The following is an 18,815-nucleotide window of genomic DNA, read 5'->3' as shown; positions in this document are numbered from 1 at the left end:
GAATAATTTTAAAAAAACCGTGGAGCGGCCATGCAACAGAACAGATCGCAAGTCATCGAACGTAACGGCCTGTACGAACTCGACGCCGGCCCCGACGTCCTCGACAGCCCTCGCTACAACCACGACATGGCACCGACCAAGGTGCACGAACGCACCTGGAACAAATGGCACATCACCGCGTTGTGGGTCGGCATGTCGATTTGTGTGCCGACCTATACCTTGGGCGGTGTGCTCACCGCGTACTTCGGGTTGTCGGTGGGCGAGGCGCTGATGGCGATCTTGCTGGCTAACATCGTGGTGCTGATCCCACTGACCCTCAACGCGTTCCCCGGCACCAAGTACGGCATTCCGTTCCCGGTGCTGTTGCGCTCGTCCTTCGGCATTCTCGGCTCCAACGTGCCGTGTCTGATTCGTGCGCTGGTGGCGTGCGGCTGGTTTGGCATCCAGACGATGTTTGGCGGCCTGGCGATTCACTTGTTCCTGGGCTCGATTTTCGAGGGCTGGAAATCTCTTGGCGGCACCGGGGAAGTGATCGGTTTCATGATTTTCTGGTGCCTGAATTTGTGGGTGGTGCTGCGCGGCGCCGAGTCGATCAAGCGCCTGGAAACCCTCTCGGCGCCGTTGCTGGTCGCTGTGGGCATTGGCTTGCTGGTGTGGGCGATGCCGAATGTGTCGATCAGTGAGCTGATGGCGATTCCACCCAAGCGTCCCGAAGGGGCGAGTCTCACCGGCTACTTCATGGCTGGCCTCACGGCGATGGTGGGATTCTGGGCCACGTTGTCGTTGAATATTCCTGACTTCAGCCGCTACGCCAAAAGCCAGAAGGACCAGATTCTCGGGCAGATTTTCGGCCTGCCGCTGACTATGTTCCTGTTCGCTGCGCTTGGCGTGATCATGACTGCGGCCTCGGTGAAACTGGTGGGGGTCAGCGTGTCCGACCCGGTTACCCTGATCGGCCATATCCAGAGCCCGGTGTGGGTGGCTATCGCCATGGCGCTGATCATCATCGCCACCTTGTCCACCAACACGGCGGCGAACATTGTCTCGCCGACCAACGACTTCCAGAACATCGCGCCCAAGCTGATCAACCGCACCACGGCGGTGATTCTCACCGGGTTGGTGGGGCTGGCGTTGATGGCCCATGAGCTGCTGAAAAAACTCGGCCTGATCGTGTCCGATGTCAGCCTGGAGACGGTGTATTCCAACTGGCTGCTCGGCTACTCCAGCCTGTTGGGGCCGATCGCCGGGATCATGGTGGTGGACTACTTCATCACCCGCAGACAGCAGCTGGACCTGGCCGGTTTGTACCGCGACGACGTGTACCCGGCGTGGAACTGGAGCGGCTTCGTCGCGTTTGGCGTGCCGGTGGTGCTGACCTTGCTGTCCCTGGGCAGCGATGCATTCAGTTGGTTCTACAGCTACGGCTGGTTTACCGGTTCGGCATTGGGCGGGCTGTTGTATTACGCGCTCAATGCCAGGCGCGCGATCACCCCAGTCGCAGCCAAATCATCCTTGTGAACACAGTCAATGTGGGAGGGGGCAAGCCCCCTCCCACATTGGAATGCGGTCCAATCATAAGAAATGTAGCCTGAGGAGATCCCCATGAACGCTGCCCTCGACGTTTTGCAATCGACCCATCAGCACATCAATCGCGACCGCTTGTGGCAGTCGCTGATGGACCTGGCCAAGCTCGGCGCCACCCCAAAAGGCGGGGTGTGCCGGCTGGCCCTCACCGACCTCGACCGCAAGGCGCGCGACCTGTTCGTGCAGTGGTGCGAGCAGGCCGGTTGCACGGTGACCGTCGACGGCATCGGCAATATTTTCGCCCGGCGCCCTGGGCGCAATCCCGACCTGCCGCCAGTGATGACCGGCAGCCACATCGACACCCAGCCCACGGGCGGCAAGTTCGACGGTTGCTTCGGCGTGCTGGCCGGGGTGGAAGTCTTGCGTACCCTCAACGACCTCAAGCTTGAAACCGAGGCGCCGCTGGAGGTGGTGGTGTGGACCAACGAAGAAGGCTCGCGCTTTCCACCCTGCATGATGGGCTCCGGCGTGTTCGCCGAGAAATTCACCCTGGCCGAGACCTTGGCCAAGGTCGATACGGACGGCGTCAGCGTGGGCGATGCGTTGAATGCGATCGGCTATGCGGGTACGCGGCCGGTGAGCGGGCACAAGGTCGGGGCGTACTTCGAAGCGCATATCGAACAGGGGCCGATCCTGGAGGATGAGAAAAAGACCATCGGCGTGGTGCTTGGCGCACTCGGGCAGAAATGGTTCGACCTGAAACTGCGTGGCGTCGAAGCACACGCGGGGCCTACGCCGATGCACCTGCGCAAGGACGCCCTGGTCGGCGCGGCAGCGGTGGTGGCTGCGGTGAATGCGGCGGCGTTGGGACATCAGCCGCACGCCTGTGGGACCGTGGGTTGCCTGCAGGCGTATCCCGGTTCGCGCAATGTGATTCCCGGTGAAGTGCGCATGACCCTGGATTTTCGTCACTTGGAGCCTGCGCGGCTGGATTCGATGATTGCCCAGGTGCGCACGGTGATTGATGAGACCTGCGCCAAACATGGGTTGAGTTTCGAGTTGGAACCCACCGCCGACTTCCCGCCGTTGTACTTCGACAAAGGCTGCGTAGACGCCGTGCGCGATGCGGCGAATGGCTTGGGCTTGTCGAATATGGACATCGTCAGCGGGGCCGGGCACGACGCGATTTTCCTCGCCGAACTAGGCCCGGCGGGGATGATCTTCGTGCCGTGTGAGGGTGGCATCAGCCATAACGAAATCGAGAACGCCGCGCCGGATGATCTGGCAGCGGGGTGTGCGGTGCTGTTGCGGGCCATGCTGGCTGCTTCGGCAGCCATTGCCAGTGGCAAGCTTGCGGCGTGAAATGCGGTTAAAAAAATGTGGGAGAGGGCTTGCTCCCGATGGCGGTGGGTCAGTCGATAAGTTTTTGGCTGATACACCGCCATCGGGAGCAAGCCCCCTCCCACATTTGAACGGTGTGCTTCAGATACAGCGTCAGACCCAGATGGCATCCCACAATGGGTAGTCACCAATTCGCTCGACTAATCCCGCTCGCAATGGGTTGGCCACTACGTACCGGGCCATTTTTACAAGGTCATCTTCTTTGCGCAGTGCTCGGTCGTGGAAGCTTTCCTGCCAGAGCCGGCCTTTGCGGCCAGTCGCGCCGTTGACGGTTCGTGTACTTTTGGATTTCACCTGGCACATCAGGTTTGCCAGCGAGCCTTTTTTCAACTCGATAATCCAGTGGAAATGGTCGGGCATGATCACCCATGCCAGGGAGTTCGCCAGCCCTTGGTATTGGGCTAGCCGAAACTGCCAGACGACCAGACGCCCGAGATGAAAATCGCTGAATAGGCGAATACGTTCATGGGTATTGGTGGTGATCAAGTAGATGCGGTTCGGTTCGCTGAACCGGCCGATGCGCAGGCGATGTGAAGCGGGTAGATCAGGCATTCCTTAGCCTCTCTGCTAAGTGGATGCTGAGAGGCTAGAAGGGGTGGGCTGAAGATGTCGTTCAGGCTTTTGGCAGGATGTGTCTGGGAGGGCGCTATCGGGAGCAAGCCCCCTCCCACAGGGGGCCGGCGGTGTTCATACATTGTGTGTCTGGCACAGAACCCATGTGGGAGGGGGCTTGCTCCCGATGAGGCCGGAACTAACGCTGCCGAACGTACAGCCTCAGCCGCCCGGCTGCCAACCCCCACCCAGCGCCGTCACCAACCCCACACTCGCCTGCAACTGCCTTGTCTGCACCGCCTGCAACGTCCTCTGCGCCTGCAACGCCGCCGTTTGCGCGGTGACTACATCCAGATAACTCACGGCTCCGGCCTGATAGCTGTTCATTGCCAATACTTGTGTGTGCTGCGCCGCATCCGCCGCCGCTTGTTCATCCTGCGCCTCCTGCTGCAAATCCCGCAGTTGCGCCAGGTTATCTTCGACCTCGCGCACGGCCTTCAGCACCTGGCTGCGGTACTGCGCCGCCGCTTCTTCAAACTCGGCCTTGGCCTGGCGTTCGTTGGCACTCAAGCGCCCGCCATCAAAAATCGGCAGGTTCATCAACGGCCCCAGCGCCCAATACTGATTGCCCGCCGCAAGCAGGTTGCCCACGCCCTGGGTCTGGCCGCCGATCAATCCGGTCAGGCTGAAGTCCGGATACCAGGCCGCCTTGGCCACGCCAATGTTGGCATTGGCCGCAAACACGCGCCGTTCGGCCGCCGCGATATCCGGGCGACGTTGCAGCAGGCGGCTCGGCAGCTGTGAGGGAATGCCGGGCAAGGCAATCAATTGCGGGCTTGGCGGCAGGGAGAAATCGCTGGCCGCCGCGCCGACCAGTTCGCCAATTGCATGCTCGGTCAGGTTGCGCTGCCCGCGCACGTCATCCAGTTGCGCCTTGGCCTCGGCCAGTTGACTCTGCGCACGGGTCAGGTCCAGTTCCGATGCAATCTGGCCCTCATAACGGCTGCGGGTGAGTTGCAGCGCCTGGCTGAAATCCTCCAGCGAATGGGCGAGAATCCGGCTCTGCGCATCCAGCCCATTGAGCTGCACATACAGCGTCGCCAACTGGCGTTGCAGGCTCAAGCGCGCTGCCGCCAGGTCATCGCCGGACGCTTGAGCCTGGGCGTCGCCGGCCGCGACCTGGTTGCGGATTTTGCCCCACAGGTCCAGGTCGTAACTCAACGAAAACCCGGCGGTGTCGCTGTTGTACACCGACGGCTGCGTACTACCGCGCAACGGTCTGGAATCCGATTGCCGCTGGCGCAACGGCTGCGCGCTGGCGCTGATCTGTGGGAAAAGCCCGGCATGCAATTGACTGGCATACGCCTGGGACGCATCGAAATGCGCCAGCGCCGCGGCCAGGTCCGGGTTGGCCTTGAGCAGTTGCTGTTGCAGCTCATTGAGCGTTGGGTCGTTGTACAGTTTCCACCACTGCGGCATCAGTTGATCGGACGGCTGCGCGCTGTGCCACGAGCCATCGCTGGTGTGTTCGCGATAACCCGCTGGCAGGTCAACCGACGGCACCTGGTAGCTGGGCGCCAGGGAGCAGCCTTGCAACGCCAGCAACAGGCAGGCCGCAAAAGGTTTAAGCCTTGGGCGCATGGGCACCCCCTGTGGCGCCGGCCAGTTGTACCGGGTCGCCTTCGCGCAGGGCGTCGGGCGGGTTGTCGATGATGCGGTCGGCGGGTTTCAGGCCCTGGTCGATCACCAGGCGTTCGCCCAGGTCCAGGCCGATATGAATGTCTTGCAGGTGCACATGGTTGTGCGGGTCCAGCACCGCGACCTGGGTGCCCTGGGCACGGAAGATCAAGGCGCTGGCCGGGATGCTCACGCCGTGGGTGTCCGCCGGAATCGGCAGGGTGGCTTCGGCATAATCGCCGGGCAGCAACTCACCGTTCGGGTTGTCGGCGACGAACTGCGCGAGCAGGGTGCCGGAGCGTCGGTCGATGGCGGTGGAGTCGCCGATCAGGTGCGCCTTGAAGTGTTCGCCAGGATGTTCGGGCACGCTCAGCTCGGCTTCCAGACCAGGACGGATCACCGCCGCGTAGTTCTGTGGCACCGGCACGTACAGGCGCAGTTGGTGGGTGTCGGCGATGCTGAACAGTTCCGGATCACTGTCGGTATCGGCCTTGATCAGTTGGCCGATATCGGTATTGCGCGCGGTGATGGTGCCGGCGAATGGCGCACGGATCGTCTTGTAGCTTTCCAGCGCACACAGCCGCGCATAGTCGGCGGCGGCAGCCTGGGCATTGGCTTTGGCGGCGGCGGCGTTCGAGGTTTTTTCATCGGCTTCCTGGCGCGATACCGAATGACTGGCCAACAGGTTTTGCCAGCGCGTTGCGGTGGTGGCGGCAAGGCGCGCATTCGCCTGTTCCTGAACCAGGTGGGCGTGGGTTTGCGCCAGTTGTTGGTCCAGGTCCGGGCTGTCGATTTGCGCGAGGACCTGCCCGGCCTTGACCTGGCTGCCGATGTCGACCTTCCAGTCTTTCAGGTAGCCGCTGACCCGCGCATGGATCGGCGCTTTGCTCCAGGCCTCCAGGTGCGCCGGCAAGCGCAGGGTATCGCCGGTGGCATTCTGTTTGGGCTGGAACACCAGCACCTGGGGAATGGCCGCGGTTTCCGTCCAGGCGCTGACCGACTGTTCATGCAGCGCACGCGCGTGCAAGCCGTTGGCGACCAGCAGGGCAGCCAGGGTCAGGCCGCCGACACCCAGGAGCATCAGACGCTTGCGCGAGGGTTTGTGATCAGACGACATGGGGCATTTCTCCAGCAGTTGCGCGGGTAGGGTGACGGCCGTGGACCAGGCTGAAAACCACGGGAACAAACAACAAGGTGGCGATGGTGGCGAAGATCAAGCCGCCGATCACGGCGCGGCCCAACGGCGCGTTCTGCTCCTCGGAGAGCGCCAGGGGCAGCATGCCGATGATCATCGCCAGGGCGGTCATGCACACCGGGCGAAAGCGCGTGTATCCGGCCTCCATGGCGGCTTTCAAGGCATCGCCGTGTTCGGCCAGGCGTTCGCGGCAGAAGCTCACCACCAGTATCGAGTTGGCGGTGGCCACGCCCATGCACAGGATCGCGCCGGTGAGGGCCGGCACCGATAACGAGGTGCCGCTGAGGAACAGCATCCACACGATCCCCGCCAGTGCCGCAGGCAACGCGGTGATGATCACGAAAGGGTCGGCCCAGGACTGGAAATTGACCACGATCAGCAAGTAGATCAGCACCACCGCGCCGAGCAGGCCGAAGCTCAAGCCGCTGAACGCCTCGTGCAGCGCATCGATCTGCCCGTGCAGGCTGATCGTCGCGCCTTTAGGGCGCATGGACGCGGTGTCATCCAGCACTTTTTGCACATCACGGGCGACGCCGCCGAGGTCGCGGCCTTGCACGTTGGCGTACAGGTCCAGGGTAGGTTCGATGTTGTAATGCGTGACCACCGCCGGGCTTTGTACCCGCGAGATACTCGCCACGCCGCCGAGGATTTGCGACTGGCCGTCGGCACCGGTCACCGGCAGCGCCTCCAGCGCAGGCAGGCTATCGAGGCGGTATTGCGGCGTTGCGGCGACGATCGAGTAGGACACGCCATTGGCCGGGTTCAGCCAGAACGTCGGCGCCACCTGGGAACTGCCGGCGAGGGAGGCCACCATGCTGTTGGTCACGTCTTTCTCGGTGATGCCCAGGCCATTGGCGCGCAGGCGGTCCACATTCACCTGCAGCGACGGGTAGCCGGTGGATTGCTGAATGCGCAGGTCGGCGATGCCGGGCACGTGTTGCAGGCGGCGTTCGAGCTCTACCGCATAGGCGCGGTTTTCGGCATCGCTGCGCCCGGAAATTTTCACGTCCAGCGGTGCCGGCGCGCCGAAGTTGAGGATCTGGCTGCTGATGTCCGCCGGCAGAAACGCGAAGTGGCTGCCGGGGGAGCTTTGCGGCAGGGCTTCACGCAGTCTTTTGACATAGTCGGCGGTGGGCGCGTGGTGCTTTTTCAGGGTGACCTGAATATCGCCGTCCTGCGGGCCGATGGTGCCGCTGCTGCTGTAGGCCATGTCGATGCCGCTGAGGGGGATGCCGATGTTGTCGACGATGGTGTCCAGCTCTTGCGCCGGGATCACTTCGCGAATCCGCGCTTCGATGCGGTCGAACGCAGCGGCGCTTTCCTCGATGCGCGTACCCAGCGGCAGGCGCACATGCAGTGCCAGCGCACCGGCATCGGTCGCCGGGAAAAAATCCTGGCCCAGGCTCGGCAACAACACGAACGAGGCCAGCACGCAGGCGAGAAAACCGACGATAAAGCGTTTGCGCGCGCCCAGCGCGAGTATCAGCAGGCCGTGGTAGGTGTCACGGATGTTCGAGAAATGCCGCTCGAATCCCTGCTGGAAATTCAGCACCGCTTGCAGCACTCGATTGCGCGGTTTCTTGTGCTGATCACCTTCATGGTGATTGATGAATTCATCTTCCGGATGATGCCCTGCACCTTGCTCCGGCGTGTGCGGCTTGAGCAGGTACATCGCCAGTGTCGGCACCAGCGTGCGCGAAAGAATGAATGAACTGGCCATGGCAAAGATCACCGCCAGCGCCATCGGCCGGAACAGATACCCGGCGATGCCTTGCAGCAAGAACATCGGCACGAACACGATGCAGATGCACAGCAGCGAGACGAACGCCGGGCCGACGATTTGTGCGGCGCCGTCGAGGATCGCCGTCTTCACCGCCTTGCCTTGTTCCAGGTGCCAGTTGATGTTTTCGATGGTCACCGTGGCGTCGTCCACCAGAATGCCCACCGCCAGGGCCAGGCCGCCCAGGGTCATCACATTGAGGGTTTGCCCGCTGACCGCCAGCAGCGCAATGGCTGACAGCACCGCCAGGGGAATCGACGCGGCGATGATCAGCGTCGAGCGCCAGCTGCCGAGAAACAGCAGGATCATCGCACTGGTCAGCAGGGCGGCGATGATGCCTTCCTGGGCCACGCTGCCTACCGACTGCTTGACGAACACCGAGGCGTCGCCCAGCAGTGAGGTTTTCAGCGACGGCGGCAGGGTTTCGTTGATGCGCGGCAGCATCTGGCGGATGCCGTCGATGATCGACAGAGTGGAAATACTGCCGTTCTTCAACGCCGGCATCAGCACGGCGCGGTGGCCGTCGACGCGCACGATATTGGTCTGCGGTGGCGAGCCATCCCGCACGTGAGCGACCTGGCCGATGGTGATGATCGCGCCGTCGACGTTCTTGATCGGCAAGTCATTGAGCTCATCGATCGCCTTGGGGCTGTTGTTCAGCAGAATCGTGTATTCGTTGCGGCCGAGCTTGGCGGTGCCCACCGGGATGATCTGGTTCTGCAGCGCCAGGGCATTGCCGACGTCCTGGGCCGACAAACCTTTGGCGGCCAGGGCCTGGGGGTCGAGATCGAGGGTGATCTGGCGCTGCTTGCCGCCCATGGGCGTGGGCATCGCCAGGCCGGGCAGGGCGCTCAGCGGCAGGCGGATATTGTTCTGCACCAGGTCGCGGATTCTGGCTTCCGACAAGCTCGGGCTGGAGAACGCCATTTGCAGGATCGGTACGGTGGAGGCGCTGTAGTTGAGGATCAGCGGTGGTGTGATGCCCGGTGGCATCTGTTTGAGCACGGTCTGTGACACCGCCGTGACCTGGGCGTTGGCGGTGCGGATATCCACGCCGGGTTGGAAGAAGATTTTGACGATGCCCATGCCGGGCAGGGATTGGGATTCGATATGTTCGATGTCGTTGACGGTGGTGCTCAAGGAGCGTTCGTAGGTGTAGATCACCCGCCCGGCCATGGCGTCCGGCGACAGGCCGTTGTACTGCCAGACCACGGCGACCACCGGGATGCCGATATCGGGGAACACATCCGTAGGCGTACGCAGGGCCGCCATCGGCCCGATGATGCAGATGAAAATGGCCAACACGATGAAGGTGTACGGCTTGTGCAGTGCGGTCTTTACCAGCCCGAGCATGCGTGGATCTCCGAAAGAGCAGGATTGCAAACCCCGGCAGTCTTGCCCGACCCACCTAACACGCACCTTTCAGCCAGGTGAAGGAAGATTTAGGTAACGGCTGAAGATCCTTTCATGTGTATTCATTTGTTCTACAAACAGCAGCTCTTCAAGCTTGTCAGCCATCGGATACGCTTTTTTACTGATGTGCTTTGGAGCCCTGCCATGTCACCGAAAACCCTGTTGTTGATTCCCGTCCTGGCTGCCGCCTTGGTGTTGTCGGCGTGTGCCGGCCCGATACCCCAGGCCGACCCGAGCGAAGCCTGGATCGGCTTGAAAGAAGAAGCACCGAATGACCTGTTGGCCGAGCGCGTCGACGGTCAGCGCGTGGATGACGGGCGCTACTTTGAAGTGAGCCCTGGGGACCATCGCCTGGACGTGACGCTGTTTGAAGAAGAGCCCGGCGACGATAACCAGCAGGACTGCCAGGGCCGGGTCGAGTACAGGCATTTCAAGGCGGGTGAGCATTACACCCTGGAGGAGTCGAGCCTCGGGACTACTGTGCGCGCAGCGCTCAAGGATGGGCACGGCAAAGAGGTTGCCGCCACGCAGGATTTTACCTGCATGCCGGGCTAGGCATGATGCGCCGTCGCCTTGCGCGGCTTGGCGGGCGCAGTGGGTTTGACGTGGGGGTGATGATGGCGACGGGTCACGCGCATGACCCCCCACAACATGGCGGCGGCCACCGCCAGCCAACCGCAGATCAGCATGAAAATCGTCGTTGCAAGGCTCATTCAGGCCTCCCTTCGCCCCATCCGGGGTCTATACACAGTCTTCCCAATGGACAGTCTAGCTACCCGGTGGTTGCCTGCTATTGACCAATGGTCGTGTCTGTCCAACTCGTTTGCTCTATCGCCGGCGTTTTACCTACGCTGAAGGCTATACCCCCGCCCAAGAGCGTCCTATGATCGGGGCCCTCACCGGCAGTTGATCAAGAGAGTAAAAAATTGCGCTTACGGTCGAACCTTAAAGCATCCATCCTGCTGGCCTGCGTCCTGGGGCTGACGGCCTGTTCCAGCCATCCTTCGAAACTCCCCGGCCTGCCGGAGCGGGTTGAACTCAACGGCGTACCGACCTTTCGCAGCGAGGCTTATCAGAGCGGTCCTACGGCTCTGGCCAGCATGCTGTCGCAACAAGGCATTGTCATGACACCAGGGTTGCTGGATAAGCCGCTGCACTTGCCAGGCGCCGAAGCGGACCTTGAGCGCAACATGCAGAAGCTGGCGCGCGAATACGGGCTGATGGTGTATCCACTGGAGGCCAGGCTGACCGCAGTGCTGGCGCAGGTGGCGGCGGGTTACCCGGTGATGGCACGGATCAACTCAAGCTTCTGGTCCGACCCGCGCTATGTCGTGGTGGTGGGATTCAACCAGCAGAAGAGCACGGTGCTGTTGCGTTCCGGCAGGGAGCGGCGATTGATGATGGGCTTCAGCGACTTTGAGTCGGCGTGGAAGAGCGCAGGGAATTGGGCGATTCTTACCCAGCGTCCGAGCCAGTTGCCGGCGAATGTGGATGCGCAGCGCTGGCGCGAGGCGGCGAATGCTACGGCCCAGGCCGGGCAAGAGCAGTCGGCGGCCCAAGCACTCAAGGTGCTGACGGAACACAAATAAAAATGTGGGAGGGGCGGTGCGACGATTCGACTTGCTCCCGATAGCGGTGGATCAGTCACTGATACTGTGAATGACACACTGCTATCGGGAGCAAGCCCCCCTCCCACATGGGTTCTGCGGTGTTCTTTAACGGCGCACTTCTGTCACACCTGCACGGTTCTTCAGGTTCTTGTCAGCCTTGTAGCGCAACGCCACATCCGGCACCGCGCCGCCCTTGCCGGTTTCGACCCAGCTGCGAATACGACTGGCATCGGCGAAGTGGGTGAATTTGCCGAAAGCATCCAGGATCACCAGCGACACCGGGCGGTTACCCATGCTGGTCACCAGCACCAGGCAATGCCCGGCCTGGTTGGTAAAACCGGTCTTGGTCAGCTTGATGTCCCAGTTGGCCCGGTTGATCAAATGGTCGGTGTTGGAGAAGCCCAGGGTGTAGTTGGGCTTGCGGAACGCCACGGTTTTTTCCTTGGTGGTACTCAGTTGGCTCAACATCGGAAACTTGCGCGCATATGCCAGCAGTTTGCTCAGGTCGCGGGCGGTCGACACGTTATGGATCGACAGTCCCGTAGGTTCCACGTAGTGGGTGCTGGTCATGCCCAGCGCCTTGGCCTTGGCGTTCATCGCGGCAATGAACGCCGCGTAACCGCCCGGGTAATGGTGGGCCAGGCTCGCGGCGGCGCGGTTTTCCGAGGACATCAGCGCGATCAGCAGCATTTCCTTGCGCGGCATTTGGCTGCCGATCTTCACCCGGGAGAACACACCCTTCATCTCCGGGGTGTCGGTGATGTTGATGTCGATGTATTCATCCATGTCCTGCTTGGCTTCCAGCACGATCAGGCCGGTCATCAGCTTGCTGACGGAAGCGATGGGGACCACCACGTCGGGGTTGCTGGAATAGATGACCTTGTTGGTCTGCAGATCCACAAGCATGGCGCTGCCGGAGGCGATTTGCAGTTTGGAGGCGTCACGCGGGGCCAAGGTGGTTTCGGCAGCGTTTGCGAAGGTGCCCGTCAGTGCAAAAAATAGGCTGACAATGGAAAGACGAATTTTCACGCGGATGAACTCGCTAAAAAGTAAGAAGTACCGTTTGGGAACGGGTTTGGTGACAAATGGCGTTACATTTTAGGAGTATGGATCAGAAAGCGATAGAGAGCCTTTAAATAAAGGCTGTAAGCCGATGATTGGTTAGGGTTGTACCGTGCTTTTACCAATCAAGGCTTTGCTCAAGCTTTCCAGCAGTCAACCAGACCATCGTTGATGAAAGCTCTTTCGCATAGGTCGTCAGCAGTACTGGGATTCTGTGTCCAAGTTGTCCCGTGACGAAGGCAGTGCCGAGGCGCGCCGCTGAACAGCTGGATCGACGTGCGACTCGAAATGCAGAAGATTGAAACGCCACTACCCACAGCCATCACTGAAGAGTAACCGTCCGTCGATTGAGCGCTACGGCCATGGCCGCATCTCTGCCAACTTTGTGGATTGCTGAAGCGGTGCCGAAGAACTAAGTAAGTATAGGGTTATGCATCCCTTGACTGCTCACGCGGACAGGAGCAATGACTTTTCACCTCACCTGGTGTCTTGGATTCAGGCGATTTTTAAGGCAAGCTCACGGTCTTCACATGGCCGTAAAAAGTCAATAGCGTGGTTTAAATTGAAAAACGATCAGTGTCTGTGGGTGCATTATGTAAAAGCTGCAGCGATAGCTATGGTCGTGGTATTGCATGTTGCTGCACCCTATCTCTATCAGTTAGGCGAGATATCGCAGAGTGAATGGAATATCGCAAATATTTACGACTCGTTTGTTCGCTCATGCGTACCATTGTTTTTCATGTCTTCTGGTTTTCTGCTTTTACGCAAGAGTGAATCTGTTTCCGTTTTTTTTGCCAAGCGAATTAATAGGGTCCTGTGGCCTCTGGTTTTTTGGTCGGTGATATATGTGTTCTGGAAAGTATACTACCAAGGCTCGCAGTTTAGCGATTTCGGTAATTTCGGTAAATTTATCTTTACCCCCGTTAGTTATCATCTGTGGTATCTGTATGCAATAATCGGGTGCTATATGTTTTTGCCTTTGCTCAGAGTTGTTGTCGCCTCAGGTGATGACAATGTTCTGGTGTATTACTGTGCGCTTTGGTTTTTGTCTATGACGGTATCACCGCTAGTTGATAAGTATTTTGGCGTAAAATGGCAGTTCGATTTTTCTTATGTTTCTGGCTATATTGGTTATTTTGTTCTTGGTTATCTACTTGGAAAGAAAGACTACAAGTCTTATCATGCAGTTATTGCCGTGTTATCCATGCTCATTTGTTTTTCGATAATTACATGCATGACTTCTTATTTGACGGCAAACAATGACGGTGTTTTTGTCGGTGATTTTTATAGTTATCTCTCTCCGCTGGTTGTCGTTGCATCAGCGTCTTGGTTTGTTTGGATCAAATTTTTATCCGGCATATATGTTCTTGAGCCAGAAAAAAATATTAATCGTCTTGTTTCTTCTGTTAGTGCATGTAGTTTTGGTATTTATTTGATTCATGTGATTTTTTTAGATGTGTGTGGTAACGCCCTTGAGTCACTGCTGCCGATGTTGTTCAGTACCCCTTACATCAATATACCCATGCTCTCTGTAATTGTTTTTGTCGCTTCATATCTGGCTATATTGTTGCTCAGAAGAATTAAATTTATAAATCGCGTTGTCGGATTGTAGAGCTGTTGCTGCACTGAATACTGGCATGACCCACTACGGGATCGTAGGCGCCGCGCGAGCCGCGACATTCATTGCTCAGGTCGGGCACAGAAAGCGATATTTAATCCATTAGCATCCCAGCATAGGTAGGCCTGTGTTGAGATAAGAATATGATCTATTTACATTTTGAGATTTAAATGAGGCGTATCGAGCTGGATAGCAGATATGCTCGCGGGCTAGCCTAGGTATTAAATATACACAAAGTTGGAGTATGGAATGGATCATTCGATTTTAAAGGATTTACCAGCGCTTCACGCCACGTTTATTGGTCTTGGTGGTTCGCTGTTTGGTGTCTATGCTCTGCTTTCAATTGAGCGAAATTACGGAGCAGAAGAGCGGATGGAGCTGGCGCTACAAGAGCTTAAAAAGCTCACTCAGTATGCTGATAGAATAAAAATTTCAGAAGCGTATTTTCATAGTGATGGGGAGCCAGATTGGAGTTCGATATGGGATGTTCGCAACAAATTGCTCCAGGATTATGATCCCTTGAAGGGGATTAAGAGGTTGTATGATTTTTTAAGTGTGCTAAGCAGTCTTTTATTCAAATATCGCTTTTCTAATGATGAAGATAAAGGTTTTTTTAAATTGCTGTTGGATGATAGTCATCATTGCGATGGCTTCATGTATATGCTCCAAAGCATGTCTGTTTTTATGGAAAAAAATAAGAGTGCGTTGTTAAATCTAGCTGTGAGGTGTGACTCTAATAGGCTGCATTTCCTCCAAGTGGAAGAGAAGGCGTTTCGAGAGTCAGTTGATAGAGGGGAAGGCCCGAAAAAAACTGAGGATTATGAAGGTCGTGACGGAATGTTATTTATTGATTACTCCCAAACCTTGAGCAGGTTTATTGATCTTATCAACACATATTTAGTTCTGGTTCCGAAGTTGCGCACCTCGCTTCAGCAGTGTCAGCTATGGGATAAAAGGCTTCCTCTTAAGCGGTATTCTATTGTGGCGCTTATGTCGACGATGGCATTAATTGTGATAGGTATAATGCTGCCTTTGGTACTGGTGCATGTTTCAGAACAAAATCTTGACTTATGTAAAAAATATAGTTTGTGCTGGAGTGCGTGGTATGAGTATTTGATTCTTAGCATGAGTTTTGCGCCGTACTTTATATTCATTGGTTTTATTTTAAATAGGGTCTTGAAGGTGAAGGGTGGAAAATAGCGGCTTATACTTTTTATTGTAATAGTGTCGAGCTATCAGATTGTAACTCCAAATCAAAAACGTTAAGAGTGGGGATTGGCTGAATGAGCGCTAGCCCTTTGTTTCCTTGGGCGTGGCCGGTTCCAGCCATTCCCGCGCCAAGCCCGGCGTCAGCATCACGGGAGGCCGGTCATGAATATCCACCATGCACCGCCACTGTCGGCTGTGATGATCACGATGCCATCATGCTCGCCAGGGCCTTCGTCGGCGTCCGGTAGCGGGCTTATGGCAGCGCAGATATCGGTTCACCGCCCCGCCGGCTACCTTCTCTATGCACGCGTTGATAAGAAAGTATTTAAACACTATGAATAAACAGGCTTTCTTCGGGCAATAAAAAGCCCCGCGAGAAGGCGTAATGCTGTTCACTTAAGCGGAGCAGCATTGCGATCCACTGGAAATCGGGTTTTTGAGATCTTCACCGTCCTCGGCCTTGCAGGTCTGGGGCGGTGATCCAGAAACAAGCTGCCGATACCCTTCCTTAGTTCGGCCAAGCGTCTGCCTGTGGCTGATACCGGATTGGCTGCCGCCATCACGATCAACTGCACGGCGATATACTGGCAAACGGGCTTAAAGCGTATGTCCGACGGAGCTCGACCAAACGCTACCGCTGCTTGACCGGCCTCCCGGCGAATCACGTTGTAAGCGAGTAAAAGCCCCCAGACCTCCTGATAGACCAAGTCGATTTTTTACTGCGCAAGGTCACGGCATTCTGCTGCATAGAGCTTTTGATATCCCTAAAGCCCAATTCGATTTCCCAGCGTTCCTGATAAAGTTTGGCAACGACCTTGGTGCTGTAGGTGTTGGCTGGTAACGACGTCATGACAGATTTTTAATCTGCCTTGGATTTCATAGCTGACTTCGCGGGCTTCCCAGTGGGTGCCAAGAGCCGGATTTCTCTTTCTGGCTTGCGGTGAGACCTTCATGCGCACCAAGCGGTCGTGCTCGCCGTAACGGATCACTTCTTCACAGACCATGCCTTTTTTGGCGGGAATCAACCAATGACGGTGGGTTCCGGTGTTACTCAGGCTCAACAGCATTTCTGCGCCCCAAAATCCTTTATCGAATAGCGTCACGGAGTGGTCGGGGACTTGCTGCAAAAACTCGTCGGCCAAGCGCATTTCACTGCGCCGGTAAGGCCCTAATTGTGCATCCAGGATTAAGTGCGAACGCACGTTCATCAGCGCTACCAAGCGCATCATGGGGAAGGGAGTCTGACGATCACTGGGCGTATTTCCTGACCCGAAATGATCTCGAAGCTCGGGTGTGTCCGGCGTGCGCAAGAGCGCACCGTCCACCGCGAAGACCTGCAAACCGTGCCAGTCGTCCTCGTCGTAGCGCTCCAAGCCCCATTGAGTGCCGGTTTTACGGAATAACCACTCAACGGGATCGGCCCCTAGTCGCTTGCGGGCTTCAGTGACGCCGCTTCGGGCCAACAAGTGGTCGGAGGCGAGGCCTTGAGCGCAAATGTTCAATCGTCTAGCGACCTCATGGACAGGCTCATCACGAAACAACGCCATGCCAAGCACCAACCAAAGCACCTGATCGGCGGGCAAGCGACGCCGACGAATAGTGGCCTGACTGGATAGATCCAGCGCAGACGCAACCCATTCAATGGGGATGTTCTGGGTGAAAGTGCTTAGGTCGCAGAAGTTGAAAAGGTCGCCGAGGTCGAGCAGGTCCTGTTGAACAGACATAAAAAAATCCGATGCCAGAGGTCTGGCATCGGATTTTCTAGGAAGCCCCGCTTTAGCTCAAATGCTTAAGTGAACAGCATTACGCGATAAAGCAGGGCTTTTTCAGTACGCCTGGTTATCAGCTGTGCAGGGTTTCTGCTGCATACAACGTGTTTTCCAGCAGGCACGCCCGGGTCATCGGGCCTACACCGCCGGGAACCGGGGTGATCCAGCCGGCGCGGGGCAGGGCGGTCTCGTACACCACGTCGCCCACCAGCTTGCCATCATTTTGGCGGTTGATGCCGACGTCGATCACGATCGCGCCTTCCTTGATCCACTCACCCTTCACCAGGCCCGGCTTGCCCGCGGCGACCACCACCAGATCAGCGCGGCCCACATGCCCGGCGAGGTCCTTGGTGAAGCGGTGGGTAACGGTCACGGTGCAGCCGGCCAGCAACAATTCCATGGCCATCGGGCGGCCGACGATATTCGAGGCGCCAACCACAACCGCGTCGAGCCCATACAGATCGACCCCGGTGCTTTCCAGCAGAGTCATGATGCCTTTGGGCGTGCAGGGGCGCAGCAGTGGGATGCGTTGGGCCAGACGGCCGACGTTATAAGGGTGGAAGCCATCGACGTCTTTGTCCGGGCGGATGCGTTCCAGCAGTTTGGAAGCATCCAGGTGCTCGGGCAGCGGCAGCTGGAGCAGGATGCCGTCCATGTTCGGGTCATCGTTGAGGCTGTCAATCAGGTCGGTCAGGGCCTGTTGAGTGGTCTCCGAAGGCAAGTCATAGGCTTTGGAGATAAAGCCGACCTCTTCACAGTCTTTACGCTTGTGCGAGACATAAACCTGAGAGGCAGGATCGCTGCCGACCAGGATCACCGCGAGGCCAGGCGTGCGCAGGCCTTGCTGGCGACGCTCGGTGACGCGTTTGGCGATCTGCTGGCGCAGGCTGGCGGCGATTGATTTGCCGTCGATAAGTTGTGCAGTCATTACGCGTGATTAACCATCGAGAGGGGGAAGAAAAGTGCGCGCATTCTCGCACGCCAGGGCGCGAGGGCAAAGGCGCTTGGTCTGCAAATTGCCCTAACCCCTTAAATAAAATCAGTTTTTTTCAAAAAAGATTTGACGGGTTTCGGGACCCTCTATACTATTCGTCGCACTTGTCGGGCACAGCCTAGCACTGGTTAGAAGGTCAAGCAGAATTGTTGTGCTGCAAGACTGGAAACACTTAGTTTGTAATCCTCCAAGAGTACAGATTAATCAGGCGCCCGTAGCTCAGCTGGATAGAGCATCCGCCTTCTAAGCGGATGGTCGCAGGTTCGAGTCCTGCCGGGTGCGCCATTAGGCAGCTTTGGCACAAGTAGCGTTAGATGGTGGGCGTAGCTCAGTTGGTAGAGCACGGGATTGTGACTCCCGTTGTCGAGGGTTCGATCCCCTTCGTCCACCCCATATTTGAAAGGCGCCAGATTAATCGTCTGGCGCCTTTGCTTTAAGAGCTTCAAGCGCGGATGTGGTGGAATTGGTAGACACACTGGATTTAGGTTCCAGCGCCGCGAGGCGTAAGAGTTCGAGTCTCTTCATCCGCACCAAATAAAACGTTGCTCGGCCGTCAGGCAGGGCAGGGTTCAACAAAGAAGTGGTTTGGTTTCTTTGTTAACGCAATATGGTGGGCGTAGCTCAGTTGGTAGAGCACGGGATTGTGACTCCCGTTGTCGAGGGTTCGATCCCCTTCGTCCACCCCATATTCGAAAGGCGCCAGATTTAACAGTCTGGCGCCTTTTTTGGTTTTGGCGGTTTGATTATCTCGGCGGTCGCAGGTACTGGGCCGCATCGGCAGTGCGTTTCGTCGTATTTGTGTGTCTCGATGATGCCGCGTTGCCTGTCCGCTCCGTTCGCGGGGTGGGCCGTCAGGGAGATGAATGGCAGCTTCTTCTATATATAGAGGGGCGGCGCAGAGCCCTGGCGCAATTGGCTGTATTTGTCACCGGGGCGAGGTACTTCAGTGCCTTCGTACCGATAAATTGCCGGCGGTTTCCGGGTGTATTTTCAGTAGGGTGACTTCTTGAG

13 protein-coding genes, 4 tRNA genes and 2 pseudogenes are annotated in these 18,815 nt (G+C 57.7%); 10 read left to right on the top strand and 9 right to left on the bottom strand.

Going from position 1 to position 18,815, the window contains the following annotated elements; all coding sequences use genetic code 11:
• Window positions 1–30: 30 nt before the first annotated feature.
• Complete coding sequence (locus C4J89_RS16580; RefSeq protein WP_124415050.1) at window positions 31–1,518, top strand: NCS1 family nucleobase:cation symporter-1; 1,488 nt, start codon at window positions 31–33, stop codon at window positions 1,516–1,518.
• Window positions 1,519–1,602: 84 nt separating this feature from the next.
• Window positions 1,603–2,886 (top strand): Zn-dependent hydrolase, encoded by a 1,284-nt coding sequence (locus tag C4J89_RS16575; RefSeq protein WP_124415049.1) that lies wholly within the window; start codon window positions 1,603–1,605, stop codon window positions 2,884–2,886.
• A gap of 132 nt (window positions 2,887–3,018) precedes the next feature.
• On the opposite strand, the gene C4J89_RS16570 is transcribed toward C4J89_RS16575, so the two are convergent.
• The 4 genes from C4J89_RS16570 to C4J89_RS16555 all read right to left on the bottom strand — a co-directional run bounded on the left by C4J89_RS16570 (window position 3,019) and on the right by C4J89_RS16555 (window position 9,482).
• On the bottom strand, window positions 3,019–3,477 hold the full coding sequence (locus C4J89_RS16570; RefSeq protein WP_124415048.1) for a transposase: 459 nt from the start codon (window positions 3,475–3,477) through the stop codon (window positions 3,019–3,021).
• Between the two features lie 222 nt (window positions 3,478–3,699).
• Window positions 3,700–5,118 carry an efflux transporter outer membrane subunit gene (locus tag C4J89_RS16565; protein WP_124415047.1) on the bottom strand — a complete coding sequence of 473 codons (1,419 nt, stop codon included), beginning with the start codon at window positions 5,116–5,118 and terminating at the stop codon, window positions 3,700–3,702.
• Window positions 5,102–6,271, bottom strand: coding sequence for an efflux RND transporter periplasmic adaptor subunit (locus C4J89_RS16560; protein ID WP_124415046.1), 1,170 nt, complete (start codon window positions 6,269–6,271; stop codon window positions 5,102–5,104). Before C4J89_RS16560 ends, C4J89_RS16565 begins: the two co-directional genes overlap by 17 nt.
• Complete coding sequence (locus C4J89_RS16555) at window positions 6,261–9,482, bottom strand: efflux RND transporter permease subunit (RefSeq protein ID WP_124415045.1); 3,222 nt, start codon at window positions 9,480–9,482, stop codon at window positions 6,261–6,263. Before C4J89_RS16555 ends, C4J89_RS16560 begins: the two co-directional genes overlap by 11 nt.
• Before the next feature lie 204 nt (window positions 9,483–9,686).
• Here C4J89_RS16555 and C4J89_RS16550 point away from each other — a divergent pair, with 204 nt between their 5' ends.
• Window positions 9,687–10,097 (top strand): hypothetical protein, encoded by a 411-nt coding sequence (locus C4J89_RS16550; protein WP_124363394.1) that lies wholly within the window; start codon window positions 9,687–9,689, stop codon window positions 10,095–10,097.
• On the opposite strand, the gene C4J89_RS26945 is transcribed toward C4J89_RS16550, so the two are convergent.
• A complete protein-coding gene (locus C4J89_RS26945) occupies window positions 10,094–10,255 on the bottom strand; it encodes a hypothetical protein (RefSeq protein WP_164484550.1) in 162 nt (53 codons plus the stop codon). The two genes, C4J89_RS16550 and C4J89_RS26945, sit on opposite strands and share 4 nt — an antisense overlap.
• Window positions 10,256–10,468: 213 nt before the next feature.
• On the opposite strand from C4J89_RS26945, the gene C4J89_RS16545 reads away from it, so the two are divergent.
• Window positions 10,469–11,131: a peptidase C39 family protein gene (locus C4J89_RS16545; protein WP_124415044.1), complete on the top strand. Its 663-nt coding sequence runs from the start codon at window positions 10,469–10,471 to the stop codon at window positions 11,129–11,131.
• Between the two features lie 126 nt (window positions 11,132–11,257).
• Here the strand turns inward: C4J89_RS16545 and pbpG are convergent, their stop codons facing one another.
• On the bottom strand, window positions 11,258–12,181 hold the full coding sequence (pbpG, locus tag C4J89_RS16540; protein ID WP_124363392.1) for a D-alanyl-D-alanine endopeptidase: 924 nt from the start codon (window positions 12,179–12,181) through the stop codon (window positions 11,258–11,260).
• Between the two features lie 463 nt (window positions 12,182–12,644).
• Between pbpG and C4J89_RS16530 the strand changes: the two genes are divergently transcribed.
• Together C4J89_RS16530 and C4J89_RS16520 are read left to right on the top strand one after the other, a co-directional pair.
• Complete coding sequence (locus C4J89_RS16530) at window positions 12,645–13,826, top strand: acyltransferase (RefSeq protein ID WP_124415042.1); 1,182 nt, start codon at window positions 12,645–12,647, stop codon at window positions 13,824–13,826.
• 255 nt (window positions 13,827–14,081) lie between these two features.
• Complete coding sequence (locus C4J89_RS16520) at window positions 14,082–15,032, top strand: hypothetical protein (RefSeq protein WP_124415041.1); 951 nt, start codon at window positions 14,082–14,084, stop codon at window positions 15,030–15,032.
• Window positions 15,033–15,134: 102 nt separating this feature from the next.
• Here C4J89_RS16520 and C4J89_RS27220 read toward each other — a convergent pair.
• From C4J89_RS27220 to folD, 3 genes and pseudogenes are all read right to left on the bottom strand, one after another.
• Window positions 15,135–15,310 (bottom strand): annotated as a pseudogene (locus tag C4J89_RS27220) (SOS response-associated peptidase family protein); the annotation flags it as partial.
• Window positions 15,311–15,433: 123 nt separating this feature from the next.
• A pseudogene (locus C4J89_RS16515) lies at window positions 15,434–16,765 on the bottom strand (IS4 family transposase).
• A 118-nt stretch (window positions 16,766–16,883) separates the two neighbouring features.
• Entirely contained in the window at window positions 16,884–17,738 is an 855-nt protein-coding gene (gene folD / locus C4J89_RS16510) for a bifunctional methylenetetrahydrofolate dehydrogenase/methenyltetrahydrofolate cyclohydrolase FolD (protein WP_124363388.1), read from the bottom strand.
• 274 nt (window positions 17,739–18,012) lie between these two features.
• Between folD and C4J89_RS16505 the strand changes: the two genes are divergently transcribed.
• The 4 genes from C4J89_RS16505 to C4J89_RS16490 all read left to right on the top strand — a co-directional run bounded on the left by C4J89_RS16505 (window position 18,013) and on the right by C4J89_RS16490 (window position 18,490).
• Window positions 18,013–18,089, top strand: a tRNA-Arg gene (locus C4J89_RS16505).
• 32 nt (window positions 18,090–18,121) lie between these two features.
• Window positions 18,122–18,197, top strand: a tRNA-His gene (locus tag C4J89_RS16500).
• 55 nt (window positions 18,198–18,252) lie between these two features.
• Window positions 18,253–18,337, top strand: a tRNA-Leu gene (locus tag C4J89_RS16495).
• Window positions 18,338–18,414: 77 nt separating this feature from the next.
• Window positions 18,415–18,490, top strand: a tRNA-His gene (locus C4J89_RS16490).
• The last annotated feature ends 325 nt before the right edge of the window (window positions 18,491–18,815 follow it).

This window comes from Pseudomonas sp. R4-35-07, assembly GCF_003852235.1.
Taxonomy (GTDB): domain Bacteria; phylum Pseudomonadota; class Gammaproteobacteria; order Pseudomonadales; family Pseudomonadaceae; genus Aquipseudomonas.
This window is presented reverse-complemented; position numbering and strand designations above follow the sequence as displayed.

What these genes read in the sequence shown, in the direction of transcription:
- C4J89_RS16560 (WP_124415046.1), bottom strand. Translation starts at nt 6,271, where the DNA reads ATGTCGTCTGATCACAAACCCTCGCGCAAGCGTCTGATGCTCCTGGGT.
- C4J89_RS16555 (WP_124415045.1), bottom strand. Translation starts at nt 9,482, where the DNA reads ATGCTCGGGCTGGTAAAGACCGCACTGCACAAGCCGTACACCTTCATC.
- C4J89_RS16580 (WP_124415050.1), top strand. Translation starts at nt 31, where the DNA reads ATGCAACAGAACAGATCGCAAGTCATCGAACGTAACGGCCTGTACGAA.
- C4J89_RS16550 (WP_124363394.1), top strand. Translation starts at nt 9,687, where the DNA reads ATGTCACCGAAAACCCTGTTGTTGATTCCCGTCCTGGCTGCCGCCTTG.
- C4J89_RS16530 (WP_124415042.1), top strand. Translation starts at nt 12,645, where the DNA reads ATGCATCCCTTGACTGCTCACGCGGACAGGAGCAATGACTTTTCACCT.
- C4J89_RS16565 (WP_124415047.1), bottom strand. Translation starts at nt 5,118, where the DNA reads ATGCGCCCAAGGCTTAAACCTTTTGCGGCCTGCCTGTTGCTGGCGTTG.
- C4J89_RS16575 (WP_124415049.1), top strand. Translation starts at nt 1,603, where the DNA reads ATGAACGCTGCCCTCGACGTTTTGCAATCGACCCATCAGCACATCAAT.
- folD (WP_124363388.1), bottom strand. Translation starts at nt 17,738, where the DNA reads ATGACTGCACAACTTATCGACGGCAAATCAATCGCCGCCAGCCTGCGC.
- C4J89_RS16570 (WP_124415048.1), bottom strand. Translation starts at nt 3,477, where the DNA reads ATGCCTGATCTACCCGCTTCACATCGCCTGCGCATCGGCCGGTTCAGC.
- C4J89_RS16520 (WP_124415041.1), top strand. Translation starts at nt 14,082, where the DNA reads ATGGATCATTCGATTTTAAAGGATTTACCAGCGCTTCACGCCACGTTT.
- C4J89_RS26945 (WP_164484550.1), bottom strand. Translation starts at nt 10,255, where the DNA reads ATGAGCCTTGCAACGACGATTTTCATGCTGATCTGCGGTTGGCTGGCG.